Here is a 23,661-nt window from a genome sequence, read left to right on the forward strand (position 1 = left end):
ATAAATACCGATATGAATTTAAAAAACTATGCGCTATTTGCTATCCTGAGCCTAAGCATCAGCACTGGCTTTGCGCAAAAAACGAAAAAAAGTACCGAGCTTGCAAAGGTTTGGTCAGTAGAAAAAGCCAATGCCTGGTACAAAGAACATAAATGGTTAACGGGGGCAAACTACATTCCTGCTAATGCCATTAACCAGTTAGAAATGTGGCAGGCCGATACCTTTTCGCCCGATCTGATCGATAAAGAGCTCGGCTGGGCCGAAGCAATCGGCTTTAATACCTTACGGGTTTTCTTGTTCAGTAAGGCCTGGAGCCAGGATCCCGAGGGTTTTAAAAAGAGAATGGATCAATTTTTAACCATTACACAAAAACATGGTATCAAACCGATGTTTGTTTTTTTTGATGACTGCTGGAATAAAACTTCAGCCATTGGCAAACAACCTGAACCAAAAACAGGCATCCATAATTCGGGCTGGTTACAGGATCCTGGCGATCCGGCTTTTAAAGAAGAAGCCAATTTTCCCGAACTCGAAAAATATGTAAAGGATGTGCTTAGCCATTTTGCTCATGATAAAAGGATTTTGCTTTGGGATTTATATAATGAACCCGGAAACAGCGGAAAGCAGGAAGCCTCCATACCTTTGTTAACCAAAACCATTGGCTGGGCGCGTTCCGTTAATCCCGATCAACCAATTTCAATTGGATTGTGGAGCTGGGGTTTTGAAAAGCTGAACGAAATACAGCTGGCCAACTCGGATATTATAACCTACCATAATTACGAGGCACCAGAATGGCACCAAAGAACCATTGATCTGTTAAAAGCAAGCGGCCGACCATTGATTTGTACTGAATATATGGCGAGATCGCGCAATAGCCGTTTCGCTAATATTTTGCCAATGTTAAAAGAAGAAAATGTTGGCGCCATTAACTGGGGTTTTGCAGCGGGTAAAACCAATACCAAATACGCCTGGGATACCCCACTTGCAGATGGATCTGAGCCGATGGAGTGGTTTCACGAAATCTTTCAGCCCGATGGTACCCCTTACCGGCAAGATGAAGTTAACCTGATTAAAAAACTTAATAATAAATAAATAGTATCAGTAGGGTGATCAGAAGAAGAACTTTATAAAAATTATTGTCACTCTGAGCGGAGTCGAAGACTCTAGTTTAAAATAGAAATATTTGTCTTTCTATAGGCTATCATTGACAGACTTCAATAGAATAGTCGTCATTTCGACCGCAGTGGAGAAATCTTTCCTTCTTCATAAGATCTCTCCATTTCGCTGCGCTACATCCGATAGCTATCGGATCGAGATGACGGCCATTTCTGTCAGAATCTGTGTGTATTATTAGCAAGCCGAGAGATGACTGTTTTTTTCTCCTTGATTAACAACATTCCCAAACCCAATCTCAACACTCAAATTTAAACAAATGAATAAAAAAGTATCTATTATCTTATCCCTGCTGGGGCTTTCGCTTTCCCTTTTTGCGCAGCAGCAAGACAAATCATGGTCGATGGTGAAAGGAAAAATCTCATCACCATGGGCTCAGGAAGTTAACCCTAAAAATGTATTGCCAGAATATCCACGCCCTCAGCTAGCGCGTATGGGTAACTGGAAAAACCTCAACGGCCTTTGGGATTACGCCATTTCTGAAAAATCGCAGCGTCCGGCCATTAACCAAGGGAAAATTTTGGTTCCTTTTGCGGTAGAGTCTGCACTTTCTGGTGTGGGTAAAACGGTTGGTAAAGATAGTCTATTGTGGTATAAAACCGTATTTACAGTTCCAGCGAATATGAAGGGAAAAGAAATTCTACTTCACTTTGGTGCTGTTGACTGGAGATCTACTGTTAGTATCAATGGCAAAGAGGTAGGCAAACATGAAGGTGGTTTCGATCCTTTCAGTTTTAATATTACCCCATTTTTAAATAAAAGTGGTAACCAGACGATAACTGTAGAAGTTTGGGATCCTACTGATGATGGCCCTCAGCCAAGGGGTAAACAGGTAAAAAGACCTGAAGGCATCTGGTATACGCCGGTAACGGGTATCTGGCAAACGGTATGGATCGAAGCGGTAAACAAATCACATATCGATCACATTAAAATAACACCAGATATCGATCAGCAAACGGTATCTGTTAACCCATTTTTAATAGGTAATGGAACGGATCAGGTTAAGGTTTCAGTATGGGATGGCACGAGTAAAGTGGCTGAACAGATTGCTGATGGTAGCAGCGCAATCACTTTGAAAATAGCCAATCCTAAACTTTGGAGTCCTAAAAGCCCGTTTTTATACGATTTAAAAGTAGAATTGCTAGCTAAAAACAAAAAGGTAGATGAAGTAAAAAGTTATTTCGCCATGCGCAAAAGTTCAATGGGCAAAGACCAGAATGGTGTTCAACGCATGTTATTGAATAACGAATTTGTTTTTCAGTATGGTCCGCTTGATCAGGGATGGTGGCCGGATGGCCTTTACACCGCGCCGACTGATGCTGCTTTGAAGTTTGATGTAGATAAAACCAAAGAAATGGGTTTTAATATGATCAGAAAACATATTAAGGTAGAACCGGCCCGTTGGTATTACTATTGCGATAAAGCCGGCATATTGGTTTGGCAGGATATGCCTAGTGGCGATTTAGGTAATGGCTGGGAAAACCGTCCTGGTGTTTTAGACCACGGTTCGGATCAAAAAAGAACTCCTGAATCAGAAGGCTTTTACAAAAAAGAATGGAACGCCATTATCGATGCACTTTATAATGTACCTTCAATTGTAGTATGGACACCTTTTAACGAAGCCTGGGGCCAGTTTAAAACTGTAGAAATTGCCAAATGGACCAAGGAAAAAGATCCATCGAGACTGGTAAATACGGCCAGCGGCGGTAATTTCCATCCGGTAGGCGATATTATCGATCTGCATAACTATCCGCATCCGGCTATGCCAAGTCCTGATTATTTTGGAAAAGACTATGCCTTGGTGTTAGGTGAGTTTGGCGGTCTTGGTCTTCCTATTGATGGGCATGTGTGGCAACAGAAAAATAACTGGGGTTATCAAAGTTTCAAAAATAAAACTGATTTATTTAACAAATACGCAGCCTTTACCAAACGTTTGGAGCAATTGATCCCACTAGGGCTTTCGGCCGGAGTTTACACCCAGACTACTGATGTGGAGGTAGAAACCAACGGATTAATGACCTATGATAGGAAAGACATTAAGTTTTCAGAAGCACAGATGAAAGCTCTGCACGGTAACTTATATCAGATTACCGTACCGGTGCAGAAATAAAATGCTGTAAAATCGTCATCTCGACTGTGTTACACTAGGCTACCATTTACACATCTACTAGTGAGGTCGTCATTCTCGCGCATGCGGGAATCTTAAAGCGCTTGCATTACGATTTCCAATCGAGTTGGGAATGACGATTTTTTTTACAAAGATCTATTCATAATAATGATGAGGAAAAAAATGAAGTTTTCGTGGTATGTAGCCTTAGTAGTAATCGCTAAATTGCTCTTGATTATGAATATTTCATCGGCACAAACTATAATAGAACCTGTAATTGCCGGAGATTTTGCCGATCCATCTATTATCCGGACCAATAACCAGTATTATGCTGTGGGTACATCTTCGGAGTGGGCACCTCATTTCCCGATATACAGCTCAAAAGATCTGCTGAACTGGAAACAGACAGGTTATGTTTTTGACAAGGCACCGGCATGGACTTCGGGTTCTTTCTGGGCACCGGAGTATGATTATCATGATAAAACATATTTCATATATTATACTGCAAGAAGGAAAAAGGACAATATCTCTTGCATTGGAGTAGCCACCTCAAAATATCCCGATAGGGGCTTTGTTGATCAGGGTATTATTATCGATTATGGAAAAGAAGCTATTGATGCTTTTGTTTACCTTGATGGTACTACACGTTACATTACCTTTAAAGCTTATGGTTTAGATAAACGCCCCATCGAGATTTTAGCTTACAAACTTGCTCAAAATGGACTCAAAGTAGAAGGCGAGCCTTTTTCTTTGCTTAAAGACGATCAAAAGATTGGTTTGGAAGGTCAGAGCATTATGAAAAAAGATGGTTATTATTATCTGTTTTATTCGGCTGGAAACTGTTGTGGTGTACAGTGTGATTATAATGTAAGGGTGGCCAGATCAACATCTTTTGCCGGACCTTACGAACTTTATGCGGCCAACCCCTTGTTAATGGAAAATGAATTCTGGAAGTGTTCGGGGCATGGCACTTTTGTAAAAGCACTAAATGGAAAAGATTATTATTTGTACCATGCCTATAATAAAAAAAACAATGTTTTCTCCGGCAGACAGGGAATGTTGGCTCAACTAAGCTGGCCTGAGAAGGGTGGATGGCCATTGCTTAAAGAACATTCAGGCCCACCAGTTAACCAGGATCTTAAATTGAACTTTGCTAAACCCGAAATCGATAAAAGATGGCAGTGGGATTTTAGAAATTCATCGCCAACAATTAGACAGCAAAACGGGCAGCTTCATTTATCAGGGCATATCCATAAAGATAACCTTACCGGGATAGTATTAACCGTTAGGCCTGTATCAGCAATTTTTGAAGCAACGACAACTGTAACCAATATCAATAGTGCACTAAAAGGCTTAGTATATTATGGTGATGCAGGTGCAGCAATAGGTATTGGCATATCTGGAAATGCGATTGCCTATTGGAAGGTGGAAAATAAAACCAGAACGGAACTTTCGAAAATAAAAATAAAAACAACGGTTCCGGTTGAGCTTAAAATAAAAATTGCAGATGATTTAAGCCTGATGGTATTTTATAGGGAAGCTAATGGCGCATGGCAAAATGTTCCGCTTAAGGAGAAAATTACCGTTAACTTTTTGCCACAATGGGATAGGAGTCCGCGTATTGGCCTTCATTTTAGTGGAAGTATTAGTCAGCATGCTGATTTTTCCTCTTTTGAATTAAAGTATTGATTGATTTGAAAGCTGTATTATAAAACGATTTTGAGGAAGTTGTGATACAGCTTCATATTTAAAATTGATGAAAGTTGTTGTTTTTTATGCTCCACTGTGCAAACCATTTTTCGGCGCGAAAATTAAATCGGATGCAGTAAACGATTAATTTATTTGTACTATTTGCCTGGTTCATCTATCTTTAGCTCCAAATTACGCCTCTATGAAGAAATGCTACTTTGCGGTACTATTTTTATCTTTTTTAGTGTCTAAATCCTGGGCACAAACCTTTTTAAGGTCGTTTACCTCGGCCACTTCATTTGTAAAATTAAATAACTCATTTTATTTTGCCGGTGGTAATGACGCTACCGGAATTGAGTTATGGAAATCAGATGGGACTGCAGAAGGAACATTATTGGTTAAAGATATTATTCCCGGGCCAAATGGTTCGAATGTTCAAAATCTTATTGAATACAATGGTAAAATCTATTTCAGTGCAACCGATCTGGTTAATGGGACCGAGTTATGGGTGAGTGATGGCACGCCCGACGGAACAAAAATGCTTAAAGATATCAATCCAAATAGGGTTGGGACCGGCAACCCGGGTTCGTCTCCAAGGCAATTTACCATTTGTAATAATATACTTTATTTTATCGTCAATATAAATAGCAACAATAGCGCGGTTTGGAGAACTGATGGTACCACAGAGGGCACTACATTAGTTTTAGGAGGAATAAATTCGGGTTTAAAGCTCTTAAAAACAGTTGGAAATAAGTTATATATTAATGGTGAAAGTTATAATGGGGCTTTATATGCCTCCGATGGAACAGTAGCTGGCACTAAAAAGCTAACCATCGATGAATATGGTCAGATAGACTTGATTACTGTGGTTAACAACGAACTGGTTTTTGCAACCAAATATTCCAATGGGCAGAAATGGAGAATATATAAACTGAATCCGGTAAATGATGCATTAACATTGATCAAGTCATTCGAAGCAGCCATATACGGAAATATCGAACTGGATAATATTACTGCTGTTGATAATAAATTCTTTTTTTCAGTAAGAACCGATAACGGATCTGGTGCATACACTGATGATCTTTGGGCAAGTGACGGAACAACGGCCGGAACCACTGTTCTTAAATCTTTCCAATGGTCGAGATATATGTCTAATTCGCAGATGCAAAATTTTGTTGCTTTTAAGGGTAAACTTTGTTTTGCGGCCAGTAGCAATTATGAACTTTGGACAAGCGACGGAACCGTGGCTGGTACTTTACAGGCATCAACTGTAAAGCTAGAACCCAGCAAAATACCGCTTGTTACAAGTTCGAAAATATATTTTAATACCACTAGCAACCAACTCTGGAGTTATGATGGCACGACAGCGAAAAGTGAATTAACCAACCTTTCGAAGCCAGATCAAATGTTCGAGTTTAGTAACAAGGTATTTTTTACCATCAGTAATTCAAATTACAAAACAGAACTCTGGAATAATCAGTCAGGTCCGGTAATTACCTTAAAAAATGCATACGCACCAGTAGAAAACAAAGGGGTTATATTAGTTAATGCGCAGGCAAATAATTTTACAAAAGCGCTTATTACTATTGGCAACAGCGGTAATAAAAACCTTAATTTATCAGAAATTAAGGTAACAGGTGCGTCTTTTTATGTTACAGGTTTACTTAAAAGAACAATTAAGCCCGGTGAGAGTGCAACTTTTAATCTCATTTATAGCTCTGGTAAAGAGGAAGTTATCAAAGGGTTAATGATCATCAAAAGTGATGCTGATCATACTGCTTTTACAGTTGATTTACTGGGTACAACCTCTGGTAAAGCAACAACGCCTGTAGCTTATACAAGTGATGTACTCGGCAAGAGTATTACATTTAGCGATGATGAACCAAATTTTGTAATCAATAACAATAGTATAAATGAAAAATCGGCAGTTGGAACTTTAGTTGGGTCTTTTGGCATAAAAAATAGTACTGAACCAACCGTTTACACACTGGCTGATGGCAGTGATGGGAATTTTAAAATAGAAAATGATCAGCTAAAATCGCTGAGAACATTTGATTACGATGTAAAATCTGTTTATAGTGTTCCCGTAATTGCCACTAATGCCTCCGGCGTATTCCAAAAAACCTTTTCTATTCAGGTAAATAATATGCAGGAAGCTGTAACAGGTAAATGCCTAACATCTGTCGAATTGTTAACCTATTCGTTAAATGATGTGGCTTATACCAGTTCAAAAATTATTGCCATTGGTACAAATGGGAAAATTATCACATCGGGTAATGATGGGAAAGACTGGGAAATTATTCCTTCAGGAACAACAGGTTCGTTAAATACAATTAAAATGTTTGAGCAGGTTGGCTACATCCTTGGTGACCAGATTTTATTAAAAACTGAAAATGGCGGTATTTCCTGGGTAGCTTTGGATAAACCCGATAATGTTTACCCATCGTTAACGAAAATGTATTTTTATTCAGCAGATATAGGATATCTGTTCGGAGAGAGTAAGTTGTATAAAACCGTTGATGGTGGGAAAAGCTGGAAAAAGCAAACAGCTCCCAATAGGAATTACACGCAGAATGCCATGTGGATGACCAGCGAAAATGAAGGATTTATGTGTGGACCAAATAAATCTTTAGTGAGTACAAAAAACGGTGGCGATAGCTGGGAAGAGTTAAAATTACCTGATGGTTTAAGCTATAGCGCAAGATTTAATACGCTAAATTTTACCAGTAGTACCGTAGGTTACGTAAGTGATGATAGTGGAAATATTTATCAAACAACTGATGCAGGTTTAGCCTGGAAAAAGATCAGTAACACAGCAACGCCCAGTAAAATTATCTTTATAGATGCTAATACGGCTTATTCGGTTAATGTTTATGGCGAATTCTTATATAAAACTACAGATGCAGGATTAACATGGGTAAAAGAAAATCCCGCGTTAACATCTGGAACCGCCCGTGCATTGGCAATAAAACCTGGCAATAGTCAACTTTGTGTAGTAGGTTGGGGAAGTAGTTATAATAACAATACCGGCCATACCATTTGGTTGAAATCGGGTACTGGTGATTGGGTTAAAAGATCAGCAATGAGTCCCTATAACACTTTTTTTTCGACCAGTTGGCCTGATGAAAAAACAGGATACGTATTTGGTGCTACATCTTTTAAAACAACCGATGGGGGAATTACCTGGAAACAGATGAACATTGGAAACAGTACAGATTATGGCATTGGAACAAATTTCTTTATTTCGAAGGATGTTGGTTTTTGCAGTTATTACGGTGGCTTTAAAAAAACTACAGACGGTGGTGAAACCTGGACAAAGCTTGATTTTCCAACAGTTAATGCAGCTACTGACATATATTTCATGGATAATAAAAAGGGTTTCGCCTCTGGCATAGGGGGGATTTACAGGACTTTGGATGGTGGTACAACATGGGCAGTAGTTTCAAAAACGTCAAGTATTAGTCCTCCAAAACTTCAGTTTATTAATCAGCAAGTCGGCTTTGGAACATCGATTGGGTCAAGTTTTTTAAAAACCACTGATGGTGGTGCAACCTGGTCAAGTATCAATATTGCAGCTATCAGTGTTGTAATCAATGCTTATTTTTTTGATGAGCAAAATGGATTGCTTGGTGGTAATGATGGTCAACTTTATAAAACTGTAGATGGAGGAGCTACATGGACAGAGATAAAAACACAAATGCAGCAGAATATCTTCTCATTTTCATTTTTCGACCGCAACCATGGATATGCAATATCAACTGGTTATTCTAACGCATTGATTTATGAAACTTTCGATGGTGGTGAAACATGGAATCATGTAACAGATACCCAGGGCGATATCAGAAAATTACAGCTTCTTGGTACCAACGCCTATGGTGCTGGCGGTACAGGGGTAATTTTAAAATTCAAATCTATTCCTGATGCTCCTGTCATCAGCAGCATTTCTGGCGACAGAACGGTTGCTAAAGGGATTTCTGCAACCTACACTTTGCCGGCAATTGCAGGCGTAAATTATACCTGGACTGCACCAGACGCTTCAAGCATAAGCTATCAGCCTAATTCTGCTCAAATTATATGGAATAATCCAGGTGTATACCAACTGAAGGCTAAAGCTCAAAATAACTGTGCAATAGGAGAATCGTATTCGATTAATATTACAGTGCAGGATATTCCTGAACCGAAATTAACCGGACAAACCGACGTATTAAGTTTTTCTAAAGAGGTGGAATATACAACTGTACTCCATCCCAACAGTAACTATATCTGGACGATAACGGGAAGTGATCATTTTACAGGTAATGGTAATAAGGTTAAAGTAGACTGGGGAAGCAGCGGCATAGGAAAAGTTAGTGTAACTGAAATTTTTAACGATTTTAATATCATGAAAACCGCTTCTGTTGATGTTAAGGTAAATAATTTGTCCAGTACAAATTTCAGCATTCGGGCTACAAGTGTTACCTGTAAGGGCAGTAATAATGGTATGCTGAAGATTACTGCTAATGCCGATTATAACTATCTGGCTACCGTGAGTGGGCCTGGTAATTTTAATAATACTTATGCTTTCAACACAGCCAAAGAAATACAGAACCTCATACCCGGCACCTATTCTGTTTGTATTTCCATTGAAGGAAATGCATCATTTCAAAAGTGCTTTACAATAAATGTAAGCGAACCTAAAGATCTTAATGTATATGCTGATGTTAAACCTGAACAGAAAATTTTAATGCTGAGTTTATCCGGAGCGAAGCAATATAATATTGAGTTAAATGGTGTAACATATCAAACATCAGAAGCCAATTTTGAACTTAAACTGGAATCTGCCGTAAACAAGTTAAAGGTCAGCTCCGATCTTGTATGCCAGGGAGTATTTGAAAAGGTAATTAGTCTTAATGGGATTAGTGCTTATCCAAATCCTGTGATAGACTGGTTGACAGTAAACTTGGGCGTATCCAGATCAAAAAACGTTAGTATTAAAATTTCCGACTTAAGCGGTAGACTTATTTACGATAAAACCGCGTCTGGTGATGAGGGATTCCTGCGGATAAACTTTAGTCCGTTTACAACGGGCATGTATGTATTGCAAATTATTACTGACAATGAAAAACAAACTTATAAGATATTAAAGCGATGAGGAACATCATATTTATAATGATTGTAATCTTATTATCAGCAGGTTGCAAAAAAAATAATCCCGAAACTATTGATCCGGACCCGGTTAACCCACTTGGAGCGGTCACTTTATCACTGCCGGAACAGAATAGTATATGTACTACCGGAACTGTAATTTCACCAGTTCAAAGCAATGTTGAATTGAGGTGGGAAAATGTTGCGAATGCTACTAAATATGTGGTTACCGTGAAAGATTTGTTAACGGGTACCAATAGTACATTTACAACTGATAAAAACGTGTATATAGCAACTTTAAGTAGAAATACTCCTTATGCATGGGATGTTACTGCACAGGGCGTTACATCAGATAAAACGTCTAAAAGTGTGACCTGGAAATTCTATAATGCAGGTGATGGGGTAATATCATACGTTCCATTTCCAGCTGATCATTTAATACCGGCAATAAATCAGATAGTAACAGCCACTAATGGCAAAATTACATTAAGTTGGACGGGTAGTGATGCTGATAATGATATATTAAACTACGATATTTATCTGGGTACAACAACATCTCCTTCGTTGTTTAAGAAAGAGGTTTTAGAGTCCAAATTAGAAAATGTTGAACTAACAGGTAAATTGACCTATTACTGGAAAGTGATTACCAGGGATAGGAATGGTAATACATCAGAAAGCGATATGATTAGGTTTGCAGTTAATTAATTGGAATTATTTTTTTTATATACTCTCGCTGTTCTAAACTTGTTGTCGTGCATAATAATATTAAACTGGAGAAAAATGAATTGAAATGGCCATTACAATTAATTGTTATCTTATGATGTTTTTGATCCAGATTCAGATAAAAACTGTTGGTTAACGATTATTTATTTTAAGCTTGTAAGGCCATTGTAAGTATAGGAAAAGGTTTCCCTGCGCCATCTATTTCGCTCCGCTCAATCGTTACGAAACCAAGTTTTTGATAAAAACCTACTGCCTGCTCATTCTGCTCATTTACATCTACCATATAGGCATCATGTTCTTTTTTTGCAAAATCAATTAATCTTTTGCCAAGTCCTTTTCCCCTTGCGTCCGGGCGGATAAAAAGCATCTGGATTGATTTTTTGTTGATGCCAGTGAAACCCATCACCTCTTCTCCGATCTTAATGGCGTATAACCGTACCTGATCAAAATACTCGTTTAAAATCAACGATCGGTAGGTTATAATATCGTTTTCAGAAAGAAAGTAGTGTGTGGCCCTAACCGAGCTTTCCCAAACAGTAATCAGTTCTTCATAATCTTTTCTACCTGTAGCTACAATTATTGCTTCTTTCATTCCATAAATATTAAATCATTTGGTTTCCAATAGTTGCTTTGGAAAGTAATTTTTAAACGTTAAATGTGGTGAAAAGTTTGCGTACAAACATAAGGTACTTTGGTTCATGGCCAGGGTTTGGCTGAATCTCAGTTGTCTAAGTCGATCAGAAAAATATTGAATAATTAAAGCCTTAAAATTTAGCCGTTAAATTAAGTTAGTAGAGAATTTTATCGTAGAATCAACTCCGTCCTCCATTTTTACGTATTCCATCTTACATCTTGTGTGTCATCACCTGCAGTGCATCACCCACACGTATGGTCCCATTTTGCTGATGCAATAAATTCTGTCCGAACATGATTTTTTTACCTACTGTGCGGTAGCTGGCCAGTGTTCTTAAAGGTTCTTGGCCTTTCTCCCCGGTTTGCTGATCAATCGTAATGAGTACGCACCGCGAGCATGGCTTTACAGCCGAGAATAAAACCTCGCCGATATAAAAGTCCTTAAAACTATCCTCAACATGAGGTTCACCCCCGGTAAAAACAAAATTTGGGCGAAAGCGGTCCATAAGAATTGGATTAGAGAGCTTTTCATTTAGTCCATCAAGCGAAGACTGGCCGATGAGCAGGCAGGGATAACCATCGGCAAAGCTTACTACTTCATTATTCGAGGCATAATCACGGTCGACCAATCTCATTTCCATTAGAGGCATTTTTACCAACCTAACTTTAAACTTCAGGAAATTGGAAAACCAGTCGCTTACCGTTTTATTTACTTCAAGTGCTGTTGCGGTGTCGTTCCAAATCACCACTGAAATCTGTTCTCCGGTGTCCTCATCCAAAGAAAAGGATATACTTTGCTTTGGCGATTTTTTATGAAACACCTTTAGTTGTCCAGCCACAATATTTACTTGTAGCAGCGCCAGTTCAAAATGCTTTCTTTGCGTAATAAATACCCCTTCTTCATCAACGAGCATCCATCTTCTGTCGTACTGAAGGCCTTTTTCCTCTAACCTGGCTTTTTCAAGCTGTATTCCGCCAAGAGATTTAATAGGATAAATATAGATTTCGGAAAGGACAAATTGGCTCATGTGATCTACAGTTTATAAAATTTCAATCCCTTTTTGTTCAAATGCTTCAAAAATCTGTGCATTAATCATACTTTTGGTCAGGTCGGCCTTTGAGATATCCTTACACCAGAAATAAATATTAATCTTACTGTTCAGTTTACTCACCGGGCTAATCATAATTACGGGCTCTTTGCTGATAAATACATTGTTATTTTCGACGATGATTTCCCTGATCAGGTTGACTACATCTGTGGTATTAAAGGGCTTGGCAACGGATAATGAAATATTTACCCGCATCTGGTTGTTGCTCAGTGTCCAGTTGATGATATTATTAGAGAGAATAGCACCATTTGGAATAATGATTTCGGCACCCTCATCGCTCAGTAAGGTACTCGCACGCACACCAATTTCTTTTACACGTCCTTTTTTATCGCTCAATTCCACAATATCTCCAATACGGATCGTTTTGTCAAAAATGAGGATGATCCCGGATACAAAATTGCTTACAATATTCTGTAAGCCCAATCCAATTCCCACACCCAGGGCACCCAGGATAACCGTGATTTTATCAATTGGCAATCCGGAAGCCGCAACGGCAACTAAAAACCCCCCAATTAATAGCAACAAGCGGGTGACCAGTAATTTCGATCGTTCTCCTTTATTATCATCAAAACTATCATCCCCGGTATCACCAAAGAAATAAGCAATGTATTTCTGCAAAAAGTTGGCAATCCAGATAATGCCTAAAAATAATACGATGCCCCCAAGTGTAAAAGAGAAACTGCCTATGGTTCTTTTTTCAGTCAAAACCTCCATTACCGATTCGTAGAGGCCATTAAATATATTCAGGTTGGTGGTAAATATTACAAACCAGATAATGGTTGCACCTATACCTGTAAGCCTTTTTAGTCCTGCGATTACAGGTTGCCAATCAAAATACTCCGGAAATCCTTTACGGATTCTGCTGCTTTTCATTTGTAGTAAAAAGGCTTCTACCAGTACCTTGGCCAGGATGGTTAGCGATATGGCATTTAAAAGCGAGCTTACCCCAGTAGAGTAAAAAATCTGCGTGAGGGTAAATCGTCCAAATAGATTACAAAACGTGGCAATAATAGCAAAGCCAACATAAATAAAACCCGTAATAAGGATCATCCTGTACCTTTTGGTTTTTTCATCGAGTATTTTCCATACCATCATACCGTAGGCAACTGAACTGGTCGTGAGGAATAGCAGAAGCCAGCGCTGGTATCTGGGCGGCATACCCAAAAGGCGTAAGAACACGGGGGCAAGAAGCAGTATTACAAATATACACCAATAGTAAAATAACTTTGAGTTTAATTTTTTACGGAAATATATCGTGAGCAGGATGGCGAGAACAATCTCTACAGCTTCTATATACAGCGCGGGCGCCCTCAGATCGAAGAGAGGCGCCAGTGCAAAGAGCATGATAAAGGTAATTAAATAGGGCTGTGGGCTGATCAGCGAAAAACCATCAAGTGTTTCTAAACGGCCCAAATGTTTTACACTTCTAAAATTGAAGAATACCCATAAGAAAAATATGGTACAGGTAAAAAGTAATAATAGCCGGCTGCTTCTGGTGTATACAAAATAATAGCCAGATATTTCTTGTTCTCCCTGAATAAACCTGCGGAAGCCCATACTTTTATTGGCCTGTTTATTTACCGGTTCCCATAAATAGCGGCGCTCTTTACCAAAAGCTTTAATGCTTACGGCATCGAGCTGGCTATCTGTAAGGTACATTAACTCTTTAATATTGATGAGGTTAGAAGAGGTTCTGGCCTGTAGGTTATTGATGGATAAAGTTGTTGTTTTCAGCAGGCTATCCATTACTGTACGTTTCTTTTTTAGCTCTGCAAATTCACTTTTAAACATTACCTGTACGGCAGGTACAGTAAATACTTTAATCAGTACAGAATCTTTGCGCAGGTTAAGAATTTCGGTTTTTAAAGCCCGTAATTCCTTTTCATAATCATTAAGGTCTGATAAACAATCTTTGTTATTGCTTTCCAGTTCTGCCAGCAAGGTCTGGTCCATCTGCAGATTTTGAAGATTTGGTGACCTTTCATACTGTGTTAAGCGGCTTTTAAGTAGTGCCAGTGCAGCCTCATCCTGGGTTAAATGCACGGCTATAGGCTTAAGTTTTTTAAATGAACCAACGGTTACCGGAACTTTGTTAATGGTTTCGAATACTTTTTCCAGGTGTGTAAGATAATCGCTTTTGGTCAATATTGCAGAATCTGAAAGAATAGAAACATCCTGTCCCTTGTATACAGGTTTATCTTTCTGTGCAAACACTTTGACAGAAAAAAATAAGAGAAGGACTAATGATACGGCATTCCGGATGGTTGAGTTAAAAGACTTTTTTGTAATCATCTAGCTTAGGCAGTGTTGGATATTCTCTTTGATGAGGCATATGGTTTTTCAAAAATAGGGAATAGAATTGATTTTATATATGGGGCAATATAGTAGTCGAATGCATGCAGATGGCGAATGTCTAATTTACATTCAACAGGTTATATGTTAACTGGTAACGGTACTTTAAAAAGCTGGTATATTGAGGCAAAGCTCAGAAAACATATAAATTCTGAATTTTGCGATTGCATTGGACAAAAAAAAGGCGGCCAAAATATTTTGGCCGCCTTTTCAATTTTTATTAAAAAACTATTTTGCTAATGAAGCAGTTTGTGTTGTTTCGGCTACTGGTGAGCTCATTTGTGTTTTTAGTGCAGCAAATCTGTCTAAATTTAGTTTTGGTGTGCTCCCCATTACCAGGATGTGTTCTTGAGTAGCACCACTTAATTTTAAATCTGCACGCCCTTCAATTACAGTATATAAACTTTCTGTATTGGAATTGATCTCTGCAACAGCATCTCCTTTTAAGAATAATTGAAGATATTTTGTATCCAATTTGCCTGTAGTTTTTATCACCGCATTTTCTGAAGCCTGTATCCTAAATATGTTTTTTACATAAAGGGTAATTTTAGCCATACTTCCATCAACTGAATTGATTTTTAGTGCATGGCCATCCTGGATCACTTTTACTTTACCAGTGTTATTTTCATCATAACTGATACTTTCTTTTGCTCCTTGTACTAAGGTAACTTCTACATTTCCACTCACAAGAACTTGCTGGATATTTTTAGGTGCCGACATTTTAATTGGCTGTTTCTCACCCGCCATTACACTTGTTGAGAAAATAGCAGAAGTTAAAACGATAGCTGCCAATATTGATTTTGTTAAGGTTTTGATTGAGGTTTTCATAATGCTGTTGTTTATATTTTTATATATTTTGTTATTGTTTTGTAGATAAGACGTCATTATCCACAAAACGTTGCAGCAGAAAATCCTTAATTATACCAATACAGCTTAATTCTCGACGAACGGGTTTAAAAATCAGGCCAACCGCCATCTTTTTGAAAGGGCTTATCACCAGGCTTGGCTGCGGTTAAATATTTAAACTGTATTATGAGGATAGGAGTGTAAATAATTTTAAAATAAAAAGGGAGCTTCCTGATTGCAAGCTCCCATGTCTTTTGATGATATTATCGATGCATTTGCCTCATTTATAACCTAATGTTTAATTAAATTAACGGATCAGTATCCGGATGGCGGGGATGTTGATCAGGGAAATTATTCCGGTCAAAATGGTGATGACGATAAAAGTTTGCACGGTCTATCTCCACAATTTCATCTTCCATTCGCAATGCCGCCGGACTTCCGATTACGTGGCGGATCTGGTTTTCAATTTGAGGGGTAACTTCACCGATAATATACCTTGGCATTGCCCTGAACTGGTCTTTGTGAATATCAGGTAAAATAACCTCTTTTTTATCTTCACCTAAATTGGCGAGGCCAATAGGTATCAGCACGGCTTTTTCCTCCAAATCTTCGCCCATATCTGCAAGCTCTACAATCACGTACCGTATTGCATTTTGCTCCGGATCGAACAGGAGATCGCGCACCTTTCCAACCGGATTACCTGCTTCATCTCTTACAGGCCATCCTTTGATGTTGGTCTCGCCATCTGTTAATTGATAATTACTTTTTGAGAGCTCTTCTAAATTGCTGTATACAATAGTTCCTGAATCCATAATTGCTTTTTTAAAGGGGCTGTTCATGAAGTGCCCAATTTTACAACAGGTTTAATCAGTGAATGTTTTTTTAAACTCATGAGGCAGCTGATAAAAATGAGGTATTAAACGGATATCATATTTAAGTATTTTTTTGGTAAATATCTATGGTTTAGTGTTTTGTGTTGTTATCTCAGGATGTGAAAATCCTGAAGAGATTAATTGAAAAAAAAGTCAACTATTCAGGGAAATCGCTTTTAACTTTTTTCTGTTAGTTCTGGCTCTTTCTGCGCATGCCTAAGCATTATGTTTGCCACGTAAGCACGAAAAACACGGAAAAATTTTAATCTCCTCCGTGATTTCTGTGTTTCCTTGGCTAATTAATTTTTGCACATGCTTTAAAAGCAATATCCCTTGTCAACTATTATAAAGTTTTACGTTTATTTTGTATAATAGTAAAAATAGAATTAGATGTTAATGATGAATATAGCTGAATTTAAAAAGTTGTTAGAAAAAGACAGGCCTGATGGCCATTTGTCGGTTCAGCTGCGGGCACTCTGGTACGATGCAAAAGGAGATTGGAATACCGCTCATAACCTGATTGATCATTTAGGCGATTTGGCCTCTGCCCGCATTCACGCCTACCTGCACCGTAAAGAAGGCGATATCTGGAATGCAGATTATTGGTATGCTAAAGCTGGCGAGAAAAGGCCACAATTATCATTGGAGCAGGAGTGGGAAGAATTGGTACAGCGTTTTTTATAAGCATACCGTAAATTAGTTAAACTAATGGTAAACTACAGTGGTTTAGCTGTGGAAGATATACCAAAATGATGCCGACCTTATTTTGCAGGCATTTTAAATGAAGGTGGTAGGGAAGCCTCATCCGCTGCCCAAAGTTTGTTTGGCCGTTTGCCCATTACCAGCTCTAATTTGCCCCCCTGCATTAAATCCTCATGAGTAAACCACGATTTATTCCATACCAAACCGTTCAGTTTAGCAGACTGAATGTATTTATTTTCAGGAGAATAGTTTATACAGTTCAACTCAAATTTTTTGTTATTTCCCAAATCTAGTTTGACATTGGCAAAAGTCGGACTACCAATCACATACATGGGTAAGCCCGGGGTTATCGGGTAAAAACCCATCTGCGAAAATACCACAAAAGAAGTAAGCCCACCGCCATCTTCATCGCCAGGAATCCCCATCAGGTCATTACGGAACCACTGGGTTAGTAAACTCCTTACCCTTTTTTGTGTTCGCCATGGTTGACCGGCATAATTATAAAGATAAGGAATATGCATGGCGGGTTCGTTACCCATCGAAAACTGACCAACATTTCCGGTGTGGTCGGGTAACTGTGAATAAAAATCAAACCTGCTTTTACCAAGCGGGGTATTATACATTTTCTCCAGTTCATCAACAAAGGCCTGTTTGCCGCCCATCATATTCACCAGATCCCCGAGGTTATGCAGTACGTCCCACCGGTAGAGCCAGCCATTGTTTTCATCGTAAGTTTCCCTGGCACCAAGTCCTCCCGAAAAACGGTAATCTAACGGTTTAATAAATCTGCCTTCCGCATCCTTAGGATGAAAAAACCTGGTTTCGGGATTAAAAACCGTATGGTAGCTGGTACTTTTATCTAAAAAGTGTTTTGCCTCTTCGGTTTTACCCAGCTGCTGGGCGATATTGCCCAGGCACCATTCATCATAAACCGTACCGAGCGTTACCGCTATAGGTTGGCGTTTTTCGAAGCCATGAACCTCTGCTGCAGTTTCTTTTTCGCCTTGAGGTAGAGCAGGAAAATAGCCCTTATCTTTAAAAAACTGATCTAAAACACCTGCTTTTTTTGACGACCACGGCGCCAGGGTTTTTTCTGTAATGGCTGCTTTGCAATACTGGTAGGCTTCTTCAAGGTTAAAACTTCTTAAACCCTTGTTATAAGCATCAATTATAGTAGCCACACCATGGTTGCTGTTCATCCTTCTGCTATCGCCGGTTACTTCCGGAAAAGTTGGCATCCAATGGTCGTTCATCTGTTGAGCCATTCGCAGATAAGAATTAATCATGTTACTTTCCATTTTTGGCTCAATAATCACGCGGAGCGGATGTGTTGCCCGATAGGTATCCCAAATCCAGTCGTCAGTAAAAAATGGCACGCCATTATCCTCATGCACTTTTCCATCGAAAGCGCTAAAATATTTTCCATCTTCAGATAAACGGATCATCCTTTCATAAGTACGATAAAGGGAAGTGTAAAATATGGTTTTTGCTGTTTCATCCGTACCCGTTACCAGAATCTTTCCAAGCGTGGCATTCCAGATACTTCTTCCCGTCTGCGCCACCTGATTCAGGTTGTAATCCTTAATTTCGCGACGGAGATTATTCTTTGCCTGTTCCACGCTAATAAATGATATGCCATATCGGGTACTAAGCTGACGGGTTTGAGCAGGAAATTTTAAAATAAGATATGCATTACGACCGGAAGCAGACTGTTGCCCCGGATTTATGTTATTTCCACTGTGCATTCCTGATTCAACAGGTGTCAAATCAGTTTCCAAATAAAGATAAACCCTGGTATTATTATCCAGTTTCTGAAAACCACTTACCACATTTTGGCTTACCTTTAATTCACCGTTTTTGCTGTTCAAAATAAGATAAGCCGGAATATTTGTCTGCGAAAAGTGGAGTGCATATATGCCTGATTGATGAGAAGGAGCAAACTGTACATTAATTCCATTGTCATCCAGATCGACCTGGTAATAATAAGGTTTAATCACCTCATTGTCGTAGCCATAAGAAATTACGTTGCCTGCATTTTTAAGCTCGCCCTGAAAAGGACTTAAATTAAAGGCGGAACTGCCCCGGTGACTGGTAACCACAACAGGTAAACCATGTATCGTATTACTGGTAAAATTATCACGTTCCGGGTAAACCCTTAATAAGCTGTTCGGTAAGTGAACGGTTGGGTATGTGGGGACCAGTAAATGGCTGATATTGCCAATGTATGGGTTAACGTAGTCTACGGGCTGATTTTTTGGTTGAGCAAGCGCAAGATTAATACCAACTGTTAGTAAAAATATTGTGGTTAGTACAAAATAGGTATATTTTTTCATGTCAGGACTTTCAATTTGATTTAGAAAAAAGAATACTTTTCAAAAACAGTATTAGCTGTTAATGAGGGTATCCTTATCATTACTCATGTAAATATTTTTAAGATGCCCAAAGTAGTAAAACGATTTATTAAATCTCATGTAAGGGATCAGTTTATCAAAAAAAATACATAAAAAGTTCGTCCCTATTTCGGCGTGCTTACGTTTTTATCCCGGTAAATTATACTGCTTTTGCAAGGTGCAGACAAATTTTAATTAATATTTGTTGTTGTTTGTAGATAAGATGTGATGATGGGCAAAACTTCGCGGCATCCTCAATTATACCGATACAGTTTAGTTATCGACTAAAGAATTTAAAATCTACATTATAAATGCATAATTATCATCCTGAGCTTCCACAAGTTTTGTACAAGTAGTCGAAAAGTTTGGTATAGATGCCTAACAAATTATTTCACTACCTCGTCAAGCTGACCAACAGCTAGTCTCAATATGAAGTTTCGAGTGGATTAGAAGTTACGCGCTACTAATTACTGTAACTACTAAAATTTAATCAATAACTTTTCAGAAACCAGCACATTGTTTTTATAGTACTCAAAAAACCAATTGCCATTCTTTTTTATAACGATGCCGTTTGCGTTGCCGTTGTTTGAGATATAACAATCCGCTATAGAGGTTTTTAGTAAAGTCATTATAATTTTGGGTGTCGCATCTATGAGTTGGTAGCCGTTGCTAACGGGCTGTGCATATAATAGCGCCTCCTGTTGTTCTGTTTTATTGGTCGTAATTTGATCAACAGGTACAGGCACGGTTTTGGTCTCTGCGTTAGTAGTGGCCGGCAGTGGTACTGTGCTGGTTGCGGTTGTTGGTTGATCAGCTACATAATTAAAATCGTTAAAGGATGTAAAAGCGTCCCGCAGTGCCAGATTATAAGAAGTATTATATTCTTTCTCTCTGCTTTTACCTTCATTGCTTTTTATAACTACAGCGCCTCTACAATCTTTAAGTAAAATGGAGACATTAGTTACAAACATGCTGTTTTTTTCCTGGAGTTCTACTACCAGGGCTTTGCATCTATCAGCTGCGATTTCTTGTGGTATTTCGGTGTTGTCAAAGTAAACCGTAAAGCCCTTTTCCTCAAATAAAGTTTTGGTAAGGGTATTTAAGCCATACTGATTAACTTGTTTAAGAAAACTGAATTTCTCCGGCACAATGATATATTTATAATTTGCTACGTTAGACTGTGCCTGAACAGAAAAGGAGATGGCTAAAAGGATAATAAAAAGATATCTTTTCATAACGTTTATTGGAGTTTCAAAGATTCCGCCTCAATTTATAGATTAACACGGAGAAAATCAAATTTATCGTTCCGTAACATAAACGTATTCTTCGATCACTTCGTCGATCAGATCTCACAGGTAAAAGAACAAAGTTTATCATCAGCCATTGCATTAATCGATTCAATTGTTTATTATTATAGCATTTAACGATCATCATCTACTCATAACACTGTTTTTTGGTGTTATAAAACCAAATATTCCAAAAATGGAGGAGCGCCAACTCACTAAATTAGCAGACTGGTTTAAAAACCGGCACATTTCCTGCCTGAAAATTTTACCCAAGGTGTTAGAGAAATCATCGACCTGGCTTCCTGTTAAAACAACAGTACCTGATGTTTGCAAATGAGTTTTTTTCTCAAAATCTTTCTTTATGCTGAAATTAAAACCAACTATAACCTAAATCTTAGCTCATGCTTAACATTCAAACCACAAAACTATTCTGGGCAAGTTGCCTTGCATTACTCGTCACCTCCCTTTCTTTCGGTATTCGTGCGGGGATCATGAACCAGCTGGGGGTCGATTTTCAATTAAGTACCGCTCAATTGGGCACTATTACAGCTGCTGCCTTCTGGGGGTTTCCACTCGCCATTGTGGTTGGAGGATTTGTAGTCGACATGATCGGCATGAAACGTTTGCTGGTCATGGCTTTTATCTTTCACCTGGCCGGTATTATCCTTACTATTTTTGCACAGGGGTATTGGAGCCTGTTTTTATCTACGCTGCTTGTTGGTATTGCCAACGGTACTGTAGAGGCTGCCTGTAATCCGCTGGTTGCCGCTTTATATCCGGAGAATAAAACCACCAAATTAAATCACTTTCACTTATGGTTTCCTGGTGGTATTGTAATCGGTACATTGCTGGTTACCCTGTTTGTTCATCTCGGATTGGGCTGGAAGGTGCAGGTGGCGATGATGATTATTCCAACTTTAATTTACGGATACCTGTTTTCAAAGTTGGATTTCCCCGTTACCGAAAGGGTATCGTCTGGCTATTCCAGTTCAGATATGTATAAAGCTGTACTTTCTCCACTGTTTATTTTTATGTTCATCTGCATGTTCGGTACGGCCATTACGGAGTTATTTACAGGGCAATGGATCGGTTTATTGCTTAAAAACGTAACAGACAATGCCATTTTGTTACTTACGCTTACAACGGGGATTATGGTAATTGGCCGTGGTTTTGCCGAGCCTGTGGTGCACCGGCTTGCTCCTCAGGGGGTACTGCTCTTATCTGCCGTATTTGCTGCAGCCGGACTTTACATGCTGAGCACTTTTACGGGAAATTCAGTTTTTTTCGCGGCAATCGTTTTTGGGATAGGTGTATGTTATTTCTGGCCAACTATGATCGGTTTTGTGGCTGAAAACGTTCCCAAATCAGGCGCACTTGGCTTAAACTTAATGGGCGGTGCCGGGATGTTTGCTGTTTCCATTTATACCATGTTTATGGGTAGTTTCTACGATAGCCTGATTGTTAAACATCTACCTGCTGGTGCCTCGTTTGATGCGTATTTAAAAGCTCCTGAAAATTCTGAATATGCACTGGCGCTGGCCAATGCAAAAAATCAGGCCGGGCCTGAAATTTTACGGGCTACATTAATTATCCCCATCATATTGATTGTGGCTTTTGGCGGATTGGTGATCTACCTGCGTTCACGAAAAAAGACGAATGCTGTGGTAGCCTAATTAAGGGATTACTGTATAGACGATTTTTTCAAAAATTTTAGATATAATAATAGCTACAAGTTAATGATGTCAAATTTATCATCACTTGTAGCTATTTAAGTTTTATTTTTGGATGGCTTTATCCTTATTCAATACATTATAATAGCGAACTGCCAGGCGGGCATTCATATGGGGCTTTGCCTGCTTCAAAAATCCTGGTGTTTTCACTGCCTTCTGTAGTGATTTTTTGATCCAATATCCTGATCCAATTGCCTTCGCGTAAGCCTATAACTTTGATGTTGTTTTGTGTTAAAAATTCCATAATCCTGGTTTCCCTTGTTTCTCCGTTGTGTTTTAATTCCGGATTTGGGTCTAGATAGTGGGGATTGATATTAAAAGGAACCATGCCCATGCATTCAAAGGAAGAAGGATATACAATTGGCATGTCGTTGGTAGTTTTCATATTCAGCCCGCCGATGTTGCTTCCGGCGCTACAACCCAAATAAGGTTTGCCCTTTTTGATGTTTTCACTAAGATGTGTCATTAGCCCGAGTTCATGAAGGGTTTTTACCAGTAGAAATGTATTACCTCCGCCAGTAAAAAAACCTTTGGCCTTATTGATCGCACTAATCGGGTCTTGAAACTCATGCAGGCCTTTAACGCTGATATTAAGTTGGGAGAAAAAATCTCGTGCTTTGATCGTATACGCTTCATGAGAAATACCTCCAGGTCTTGCAAAAGGGATGAATATAATTTCATCTGTTCCTGCAAAGAGCGTAATTAGCTCATCTTTTAGGTATTCGAGGTAATTGCCGCCGAACAGCGTGGAGGTAGAGGCGAGTATGGCATTCATATGGTTTGCTTTATGGGCAATTATAGGCTTTTTCGTTGAAATAACTATTTAGTCAGGAGCGTTTTATATAACAGTTTTTCAGCAAATGATTATTGATTTCATGTTGCTAAAGATACCTGATTAAAGAAAAATTAAAAATAAATTGATCAG

General features: G+C 38.8%; 15 protein-coding genes. 7 read left to right on the top strand and 8 right to left on the bottom strand.

Translation table 11 applies throughout. The features are described 5' to 3' along the window. Nucleotides 1-12: 12 nt before the first annotated feature. The 5 genes from ABEG20_RS01420 to ABEG20_RS01440 all read left to right on the top strand — a co-directional run bounded on the left by ABEG20_RS01420 (nucleotide 13) and on the right by ABEG20_RS01440 (nucleotide 10,798). A complete protein-coding gene (locus tag ABEG20_RS01420) occupies nucleotides 13-1,092 on the top strand; it encodes a 1,4-beta-xylanase (RefSeq protein WP_406825639.1) in 1,080 nt (359 codons plus the stop codon). A 340-nt stretch (nucleotides 1,093-1,432) separates the two neighbouring features. Further along, nucleotides 1,433-3,283 (top strand): glycoside hydrolase family 2 protein, encoded by a 1,851-nt coding sequence (locus tag ABEG20_RS01425; RefSeq protein ID WP_406825640.1) that lies wholly within the window; start codon nucleotides 1,433-1,435, stop codon nucleotides 3,281-3,283. A gap of 165 nt (nucleotides 3,284-3,448) precedes the next feature. After that, the gene (locus tag ABEG20_RS01430; protein ID WP_406825641.1) at nucleotides 3,449-4,969 is read left to right on the top strand and encodes a glycoside hydrolase family 43 protein; all 1,521 of its coding nucleotides are present in this window, start codon (nucleotides 3,449-3,451) and stop codon (nucleotides 4,967-4,969) included. A 202-nt stretch (nucleotides 4,970-5,171) separates the two neighbouring features. After that, nucleotides 5,172-10,100 carry a YCF48-related protein gene (locus ABEG20_RS01435; RefSeq protein ID WP_406825642.1) on the top strand — a complete coding sequence of 1,643 codons (4,929 nt, stop codon included), beginning with the start codon at nucleotides 5,172-5,174 and terminating at the stop codon, nucleotides 10,098-10,100. Nucleotides 10,101-10,117: 17 nt separating this feature from the next. After that, nucleotides 10,118-10,798, top strand: coding sequence for a hypothetical protein (locus tag ABEG20_RS01440; protein ID WP_406825643.1), 681 nt, complete (start codon nucleotides 10,118-10,120; stop codon nucleotides 10,796-10,798). A gap of 166 nt (nucleotides 10,799-10,964) precedes the next feature. On the opposite strand, the gene ABEG20_RS01445 is transcribed toward ABEG20_RS01440, so the two are convergent. The 5 genes from ABEG20_RS01445 to ABEG20_RS01465 all read right to left on the bottom strand — a co-directional run bounded on the left by ABEG20_RS01445 (nucleotide 10,965) and on the right by ABEG20_RS01465 (nucleotide 16,568). Continuing rightward, the gene (locus tag ABEG20_RS01445; protein WP_406825644.1) at nucleotides 10,965-11,408 is read right to left on the bottom strand and encodes a GNAT family N-acetyltransferase; all 444 of its coding nucleotides are present in this window, start codon (nucleotides 11,406-11,408) and stop codon (nucleotides 10,965-10,967) included. Between the two features lie 253 nt (nucleotides 11,409-11,661). Further along, the gene (locus ABEG20_RS01450; protein WP_406825645.1) at nucleotides 11,662-12,477 is read right to left on the bottom strand and encodes an MOSC domain-containing protein; all 816 of its coding nucleotides are present in this window, start codon (nucleotides 12,475-12,477) and stop codon (nucleotides 11,662-11,664) included. 12 nt (nucleotides 12,478-12,489) lie between these two features. Then, nucleotides 12,490-14,850: a mechanosensitive ion channel family protein gene (locus ABEG20_RS01455; protein WP_406825646.1), complete on the bottom strand. Its 2,361-nt coding sequence runs from the start codon at nucleotides 14,848-14,850 to the stop codon at nucleotides 12,490-12,492. A gap of 288 nt (nucleotides 14,851-15,138) precedes the next feature. Further along, entirely contained in the window at nucleotides 15,139-15,738 is a 600-nt protein-coding gene (locus tag ABEG20_RS01460) for a GIN domain-containing protein (RefSeq protein WP_406825647.1), read from the bottom strand. Between the two features lie 320 nt (nucleotides 15,739-16,058). Beyond that, complete coding sequence (locus ABEG20_RS01465; protein WP_406825648.1) at nucleotides 16,059-16,568, bottom strand: PRC-barrel domain-containing protein; 510 nt, start codon at nucleotides 16,566-16,568, stop codon at nucleotides 16,059-16,061. A gap of 456 nt (nucleotides 16,569-17,024) precedes the next feature. On the opposite strand from ABEG20_RS01465, the gene ABEG20_RS01470 reads away from it, so the two are divergent. Then, the gene (locus ABEG20_RS01470) at nucleotides 17,025-17,312 is read left to right on the top strand and encodes a hypothetical protein (protein WP_406825649.1); all 288 of its coding nucleotides are present in this window, start codon (nucleotides 17,025-17,027) and stop codon (nucleotides 17,310-17,312) included. Between the two features lie 77 nt (nucleotides 17,313-17,389). Here the strand turns inward: ABEG20_RS01470 and ABEG20_RS01475 are convergent, their stop codons facing one another. Next, nucleotides 17,390-19,663: a GH92 family glycosyl hydrolase gene (locus ABEG20_RS01475; RefSeq protein ID WP_406825650.1), complete on the bottom strand. Its 2,274-nt coding sequence runs from the start codon at nucleotides 19,661-19,663 to the stop codon at nucleotides 17,390-17,392. Between the two features lie 536 nt (nucleotides 19,664-20,199). Beyond that, nucleotides 20,200-20,955 carry a hypothetical protein gene (locus ABEG20_RS01480; protein ID WP_406825651.1) on the bottom strand — a complete coding sequence of 252 codons (756 nt, stop codon included), beginning with the start codon at nucleotides 20,953-20,955 and terminating at the stop codon, nucleotides 20,200-20,202. A 452-nt stretch (nucleotides 20,956-21,407) separates the two neighbouring features. Between ABEG20_RS01480 and ABEG20_RS01485 the strand changes: the two genes are divergently transcribed. Next, nucleotides 21,408-22,679, top strand: a complete 1,272-nt coding sequence (locus ABEG20_RS01485) for an MFS transporter (protein WP_406825652.1) — start codon at nucleotides 21,408-21,410, stop codon at nucleotides 22,677-22,679. Nucleotides 22,680-22,815: 136 nt separating this feature from the next. On the opposite strand, the gene pepE is transcribed toward ABEG20_RS01485, so the two are convergent. Continuing rightward, nucleotides 22,816-23,511 carry a dipeptidase PepE gene (gene pepE, locus ABEG20_RS01490; protein WP_406825653.1) on the bottom strand — a complete coding sequence of 232 codons (696 nt, stop codon included), beginning with the start codon at nucleotides 23,509-23,511 and terminating at the stop codon, nucleotides 22,816-22,818. Nucleotides 23,512-23,661: the final 150 nt, after the last annotated feature.

The sequence above is a fragment of the Pedobacter sp. KACC 23697 genome, from assembly GCF_045348445.1.
Classification (GTDB): domain Bacteria; phylum Bacteroidota; class Bacteroidia; order Sphingobacteriales; family Sphingobacteriaceae; genus Pedobacter.

Bases quoted from the DNA above. Each gene is read 5' to 3' on its own strand.
- ABEG20_RS01420 (WP_406825639.1), top strand. From the start codon at position 13: ATGAATTTAAAAAACTATGCGCTATTTGCTATCCTGAGCCTAAGCATC.
- ABEG20_RS01425 (WP_406825640.1), top strand. From the start codon at position 1,433: ATGAATAAAAAAGTATCTATTATCTTATCCCTGCTGGGGCTTTCGCTT.
- ABEG20_RS01430 (WP_406825641.1), top strand. From the start codon at position 3,449: ATGATGAGGAAAAAAATGAAGTTTTCGTGGTATGTAGCCTTAGTAGTA.
- ABEG20_RS01435 (WP_406825642.1), top strand. From the start codon at position 5,172: ATGAAGAAATGCTACTTTGCGGTACTATTTTTATCTTTTTTAGTGTCT.
- ABEG20_RS01440 (WP_406825643.1), top strand. From the start codon at position 10,118: ATGATTGTAATCTTATTATCAGCAGGTTGCAAAAAAAATAATCCCGAA.
- ABEG20_RS01445 (WP_406825644.1), bottom strand. From the start codon at position 11,408: ATGAAAGAAGCAATAATTGTAGCTACAGGTAGAAAAGATTATGAAGAA.
- ABEG20_RS01450 (WP_406825645.1), bottom strand. From the start codon at position 12,477: ATGAGCCAATTTGTCCTTTCCGAAATCTATATTTATCCTATTAAATCT.
- ABEG20_RS01455 (WP_406825646.1), bottom strand. From the start codon at position 14,850: ATGATTACAAAAAAGTCTTTTAACTCAACCATCCGGAATGCCGTATCA.
- ABEG20_RS01460 (WP_406825647.1), bottom strand. From the start codon at position 15,738: ATGAAAACCTCAATCAAAACCTTAACAAAATCAATATTGGCAGCTATC.
- ABEG20_RS01465 (WP_406825648.1), bottom strand. From the start codon at position 16,568: ATGGATTCAGGAACTATTGTATACAGCAATTTAGAAGAGCTCTCAAAA.
- ABEG20_RS01470 (WP_406825649.1), top strand. From the start codon at position 17,025: ATGATGAATATAGCTGAATTTAAAAAGTTGTTAGAAAAAGACAGGCCT.
- ABEG20_RS01475 (WP_406825650.1), bottom strand. From the start codon at position 19,663: ATGAAAAAATATACCTATTTTGTACTAACCACAATATTTTTACTAACA.
- ABEG20_RS01480 (WP_406825651.1), bottom strand. From the start codon at position 20,955: ATGAAAAGATATCTTTTTATTATCCTTTTAGCCATCTCCTTTTCTGTT.
- ABEG20_RS01485 (WP_406825652.1), top strand. From the start codon at position 21,408: ATGCTTAACATTCAAACCACAAAACTATTCTGGGCAAGTTGCCTTGCA.
- pepE (WP_406825653.1), bottom strand. From the start codon at position 23,511: ATGAATGCCATACTCGCCTCTACCTCCACGCTGTTCGGCGGCAATTAC.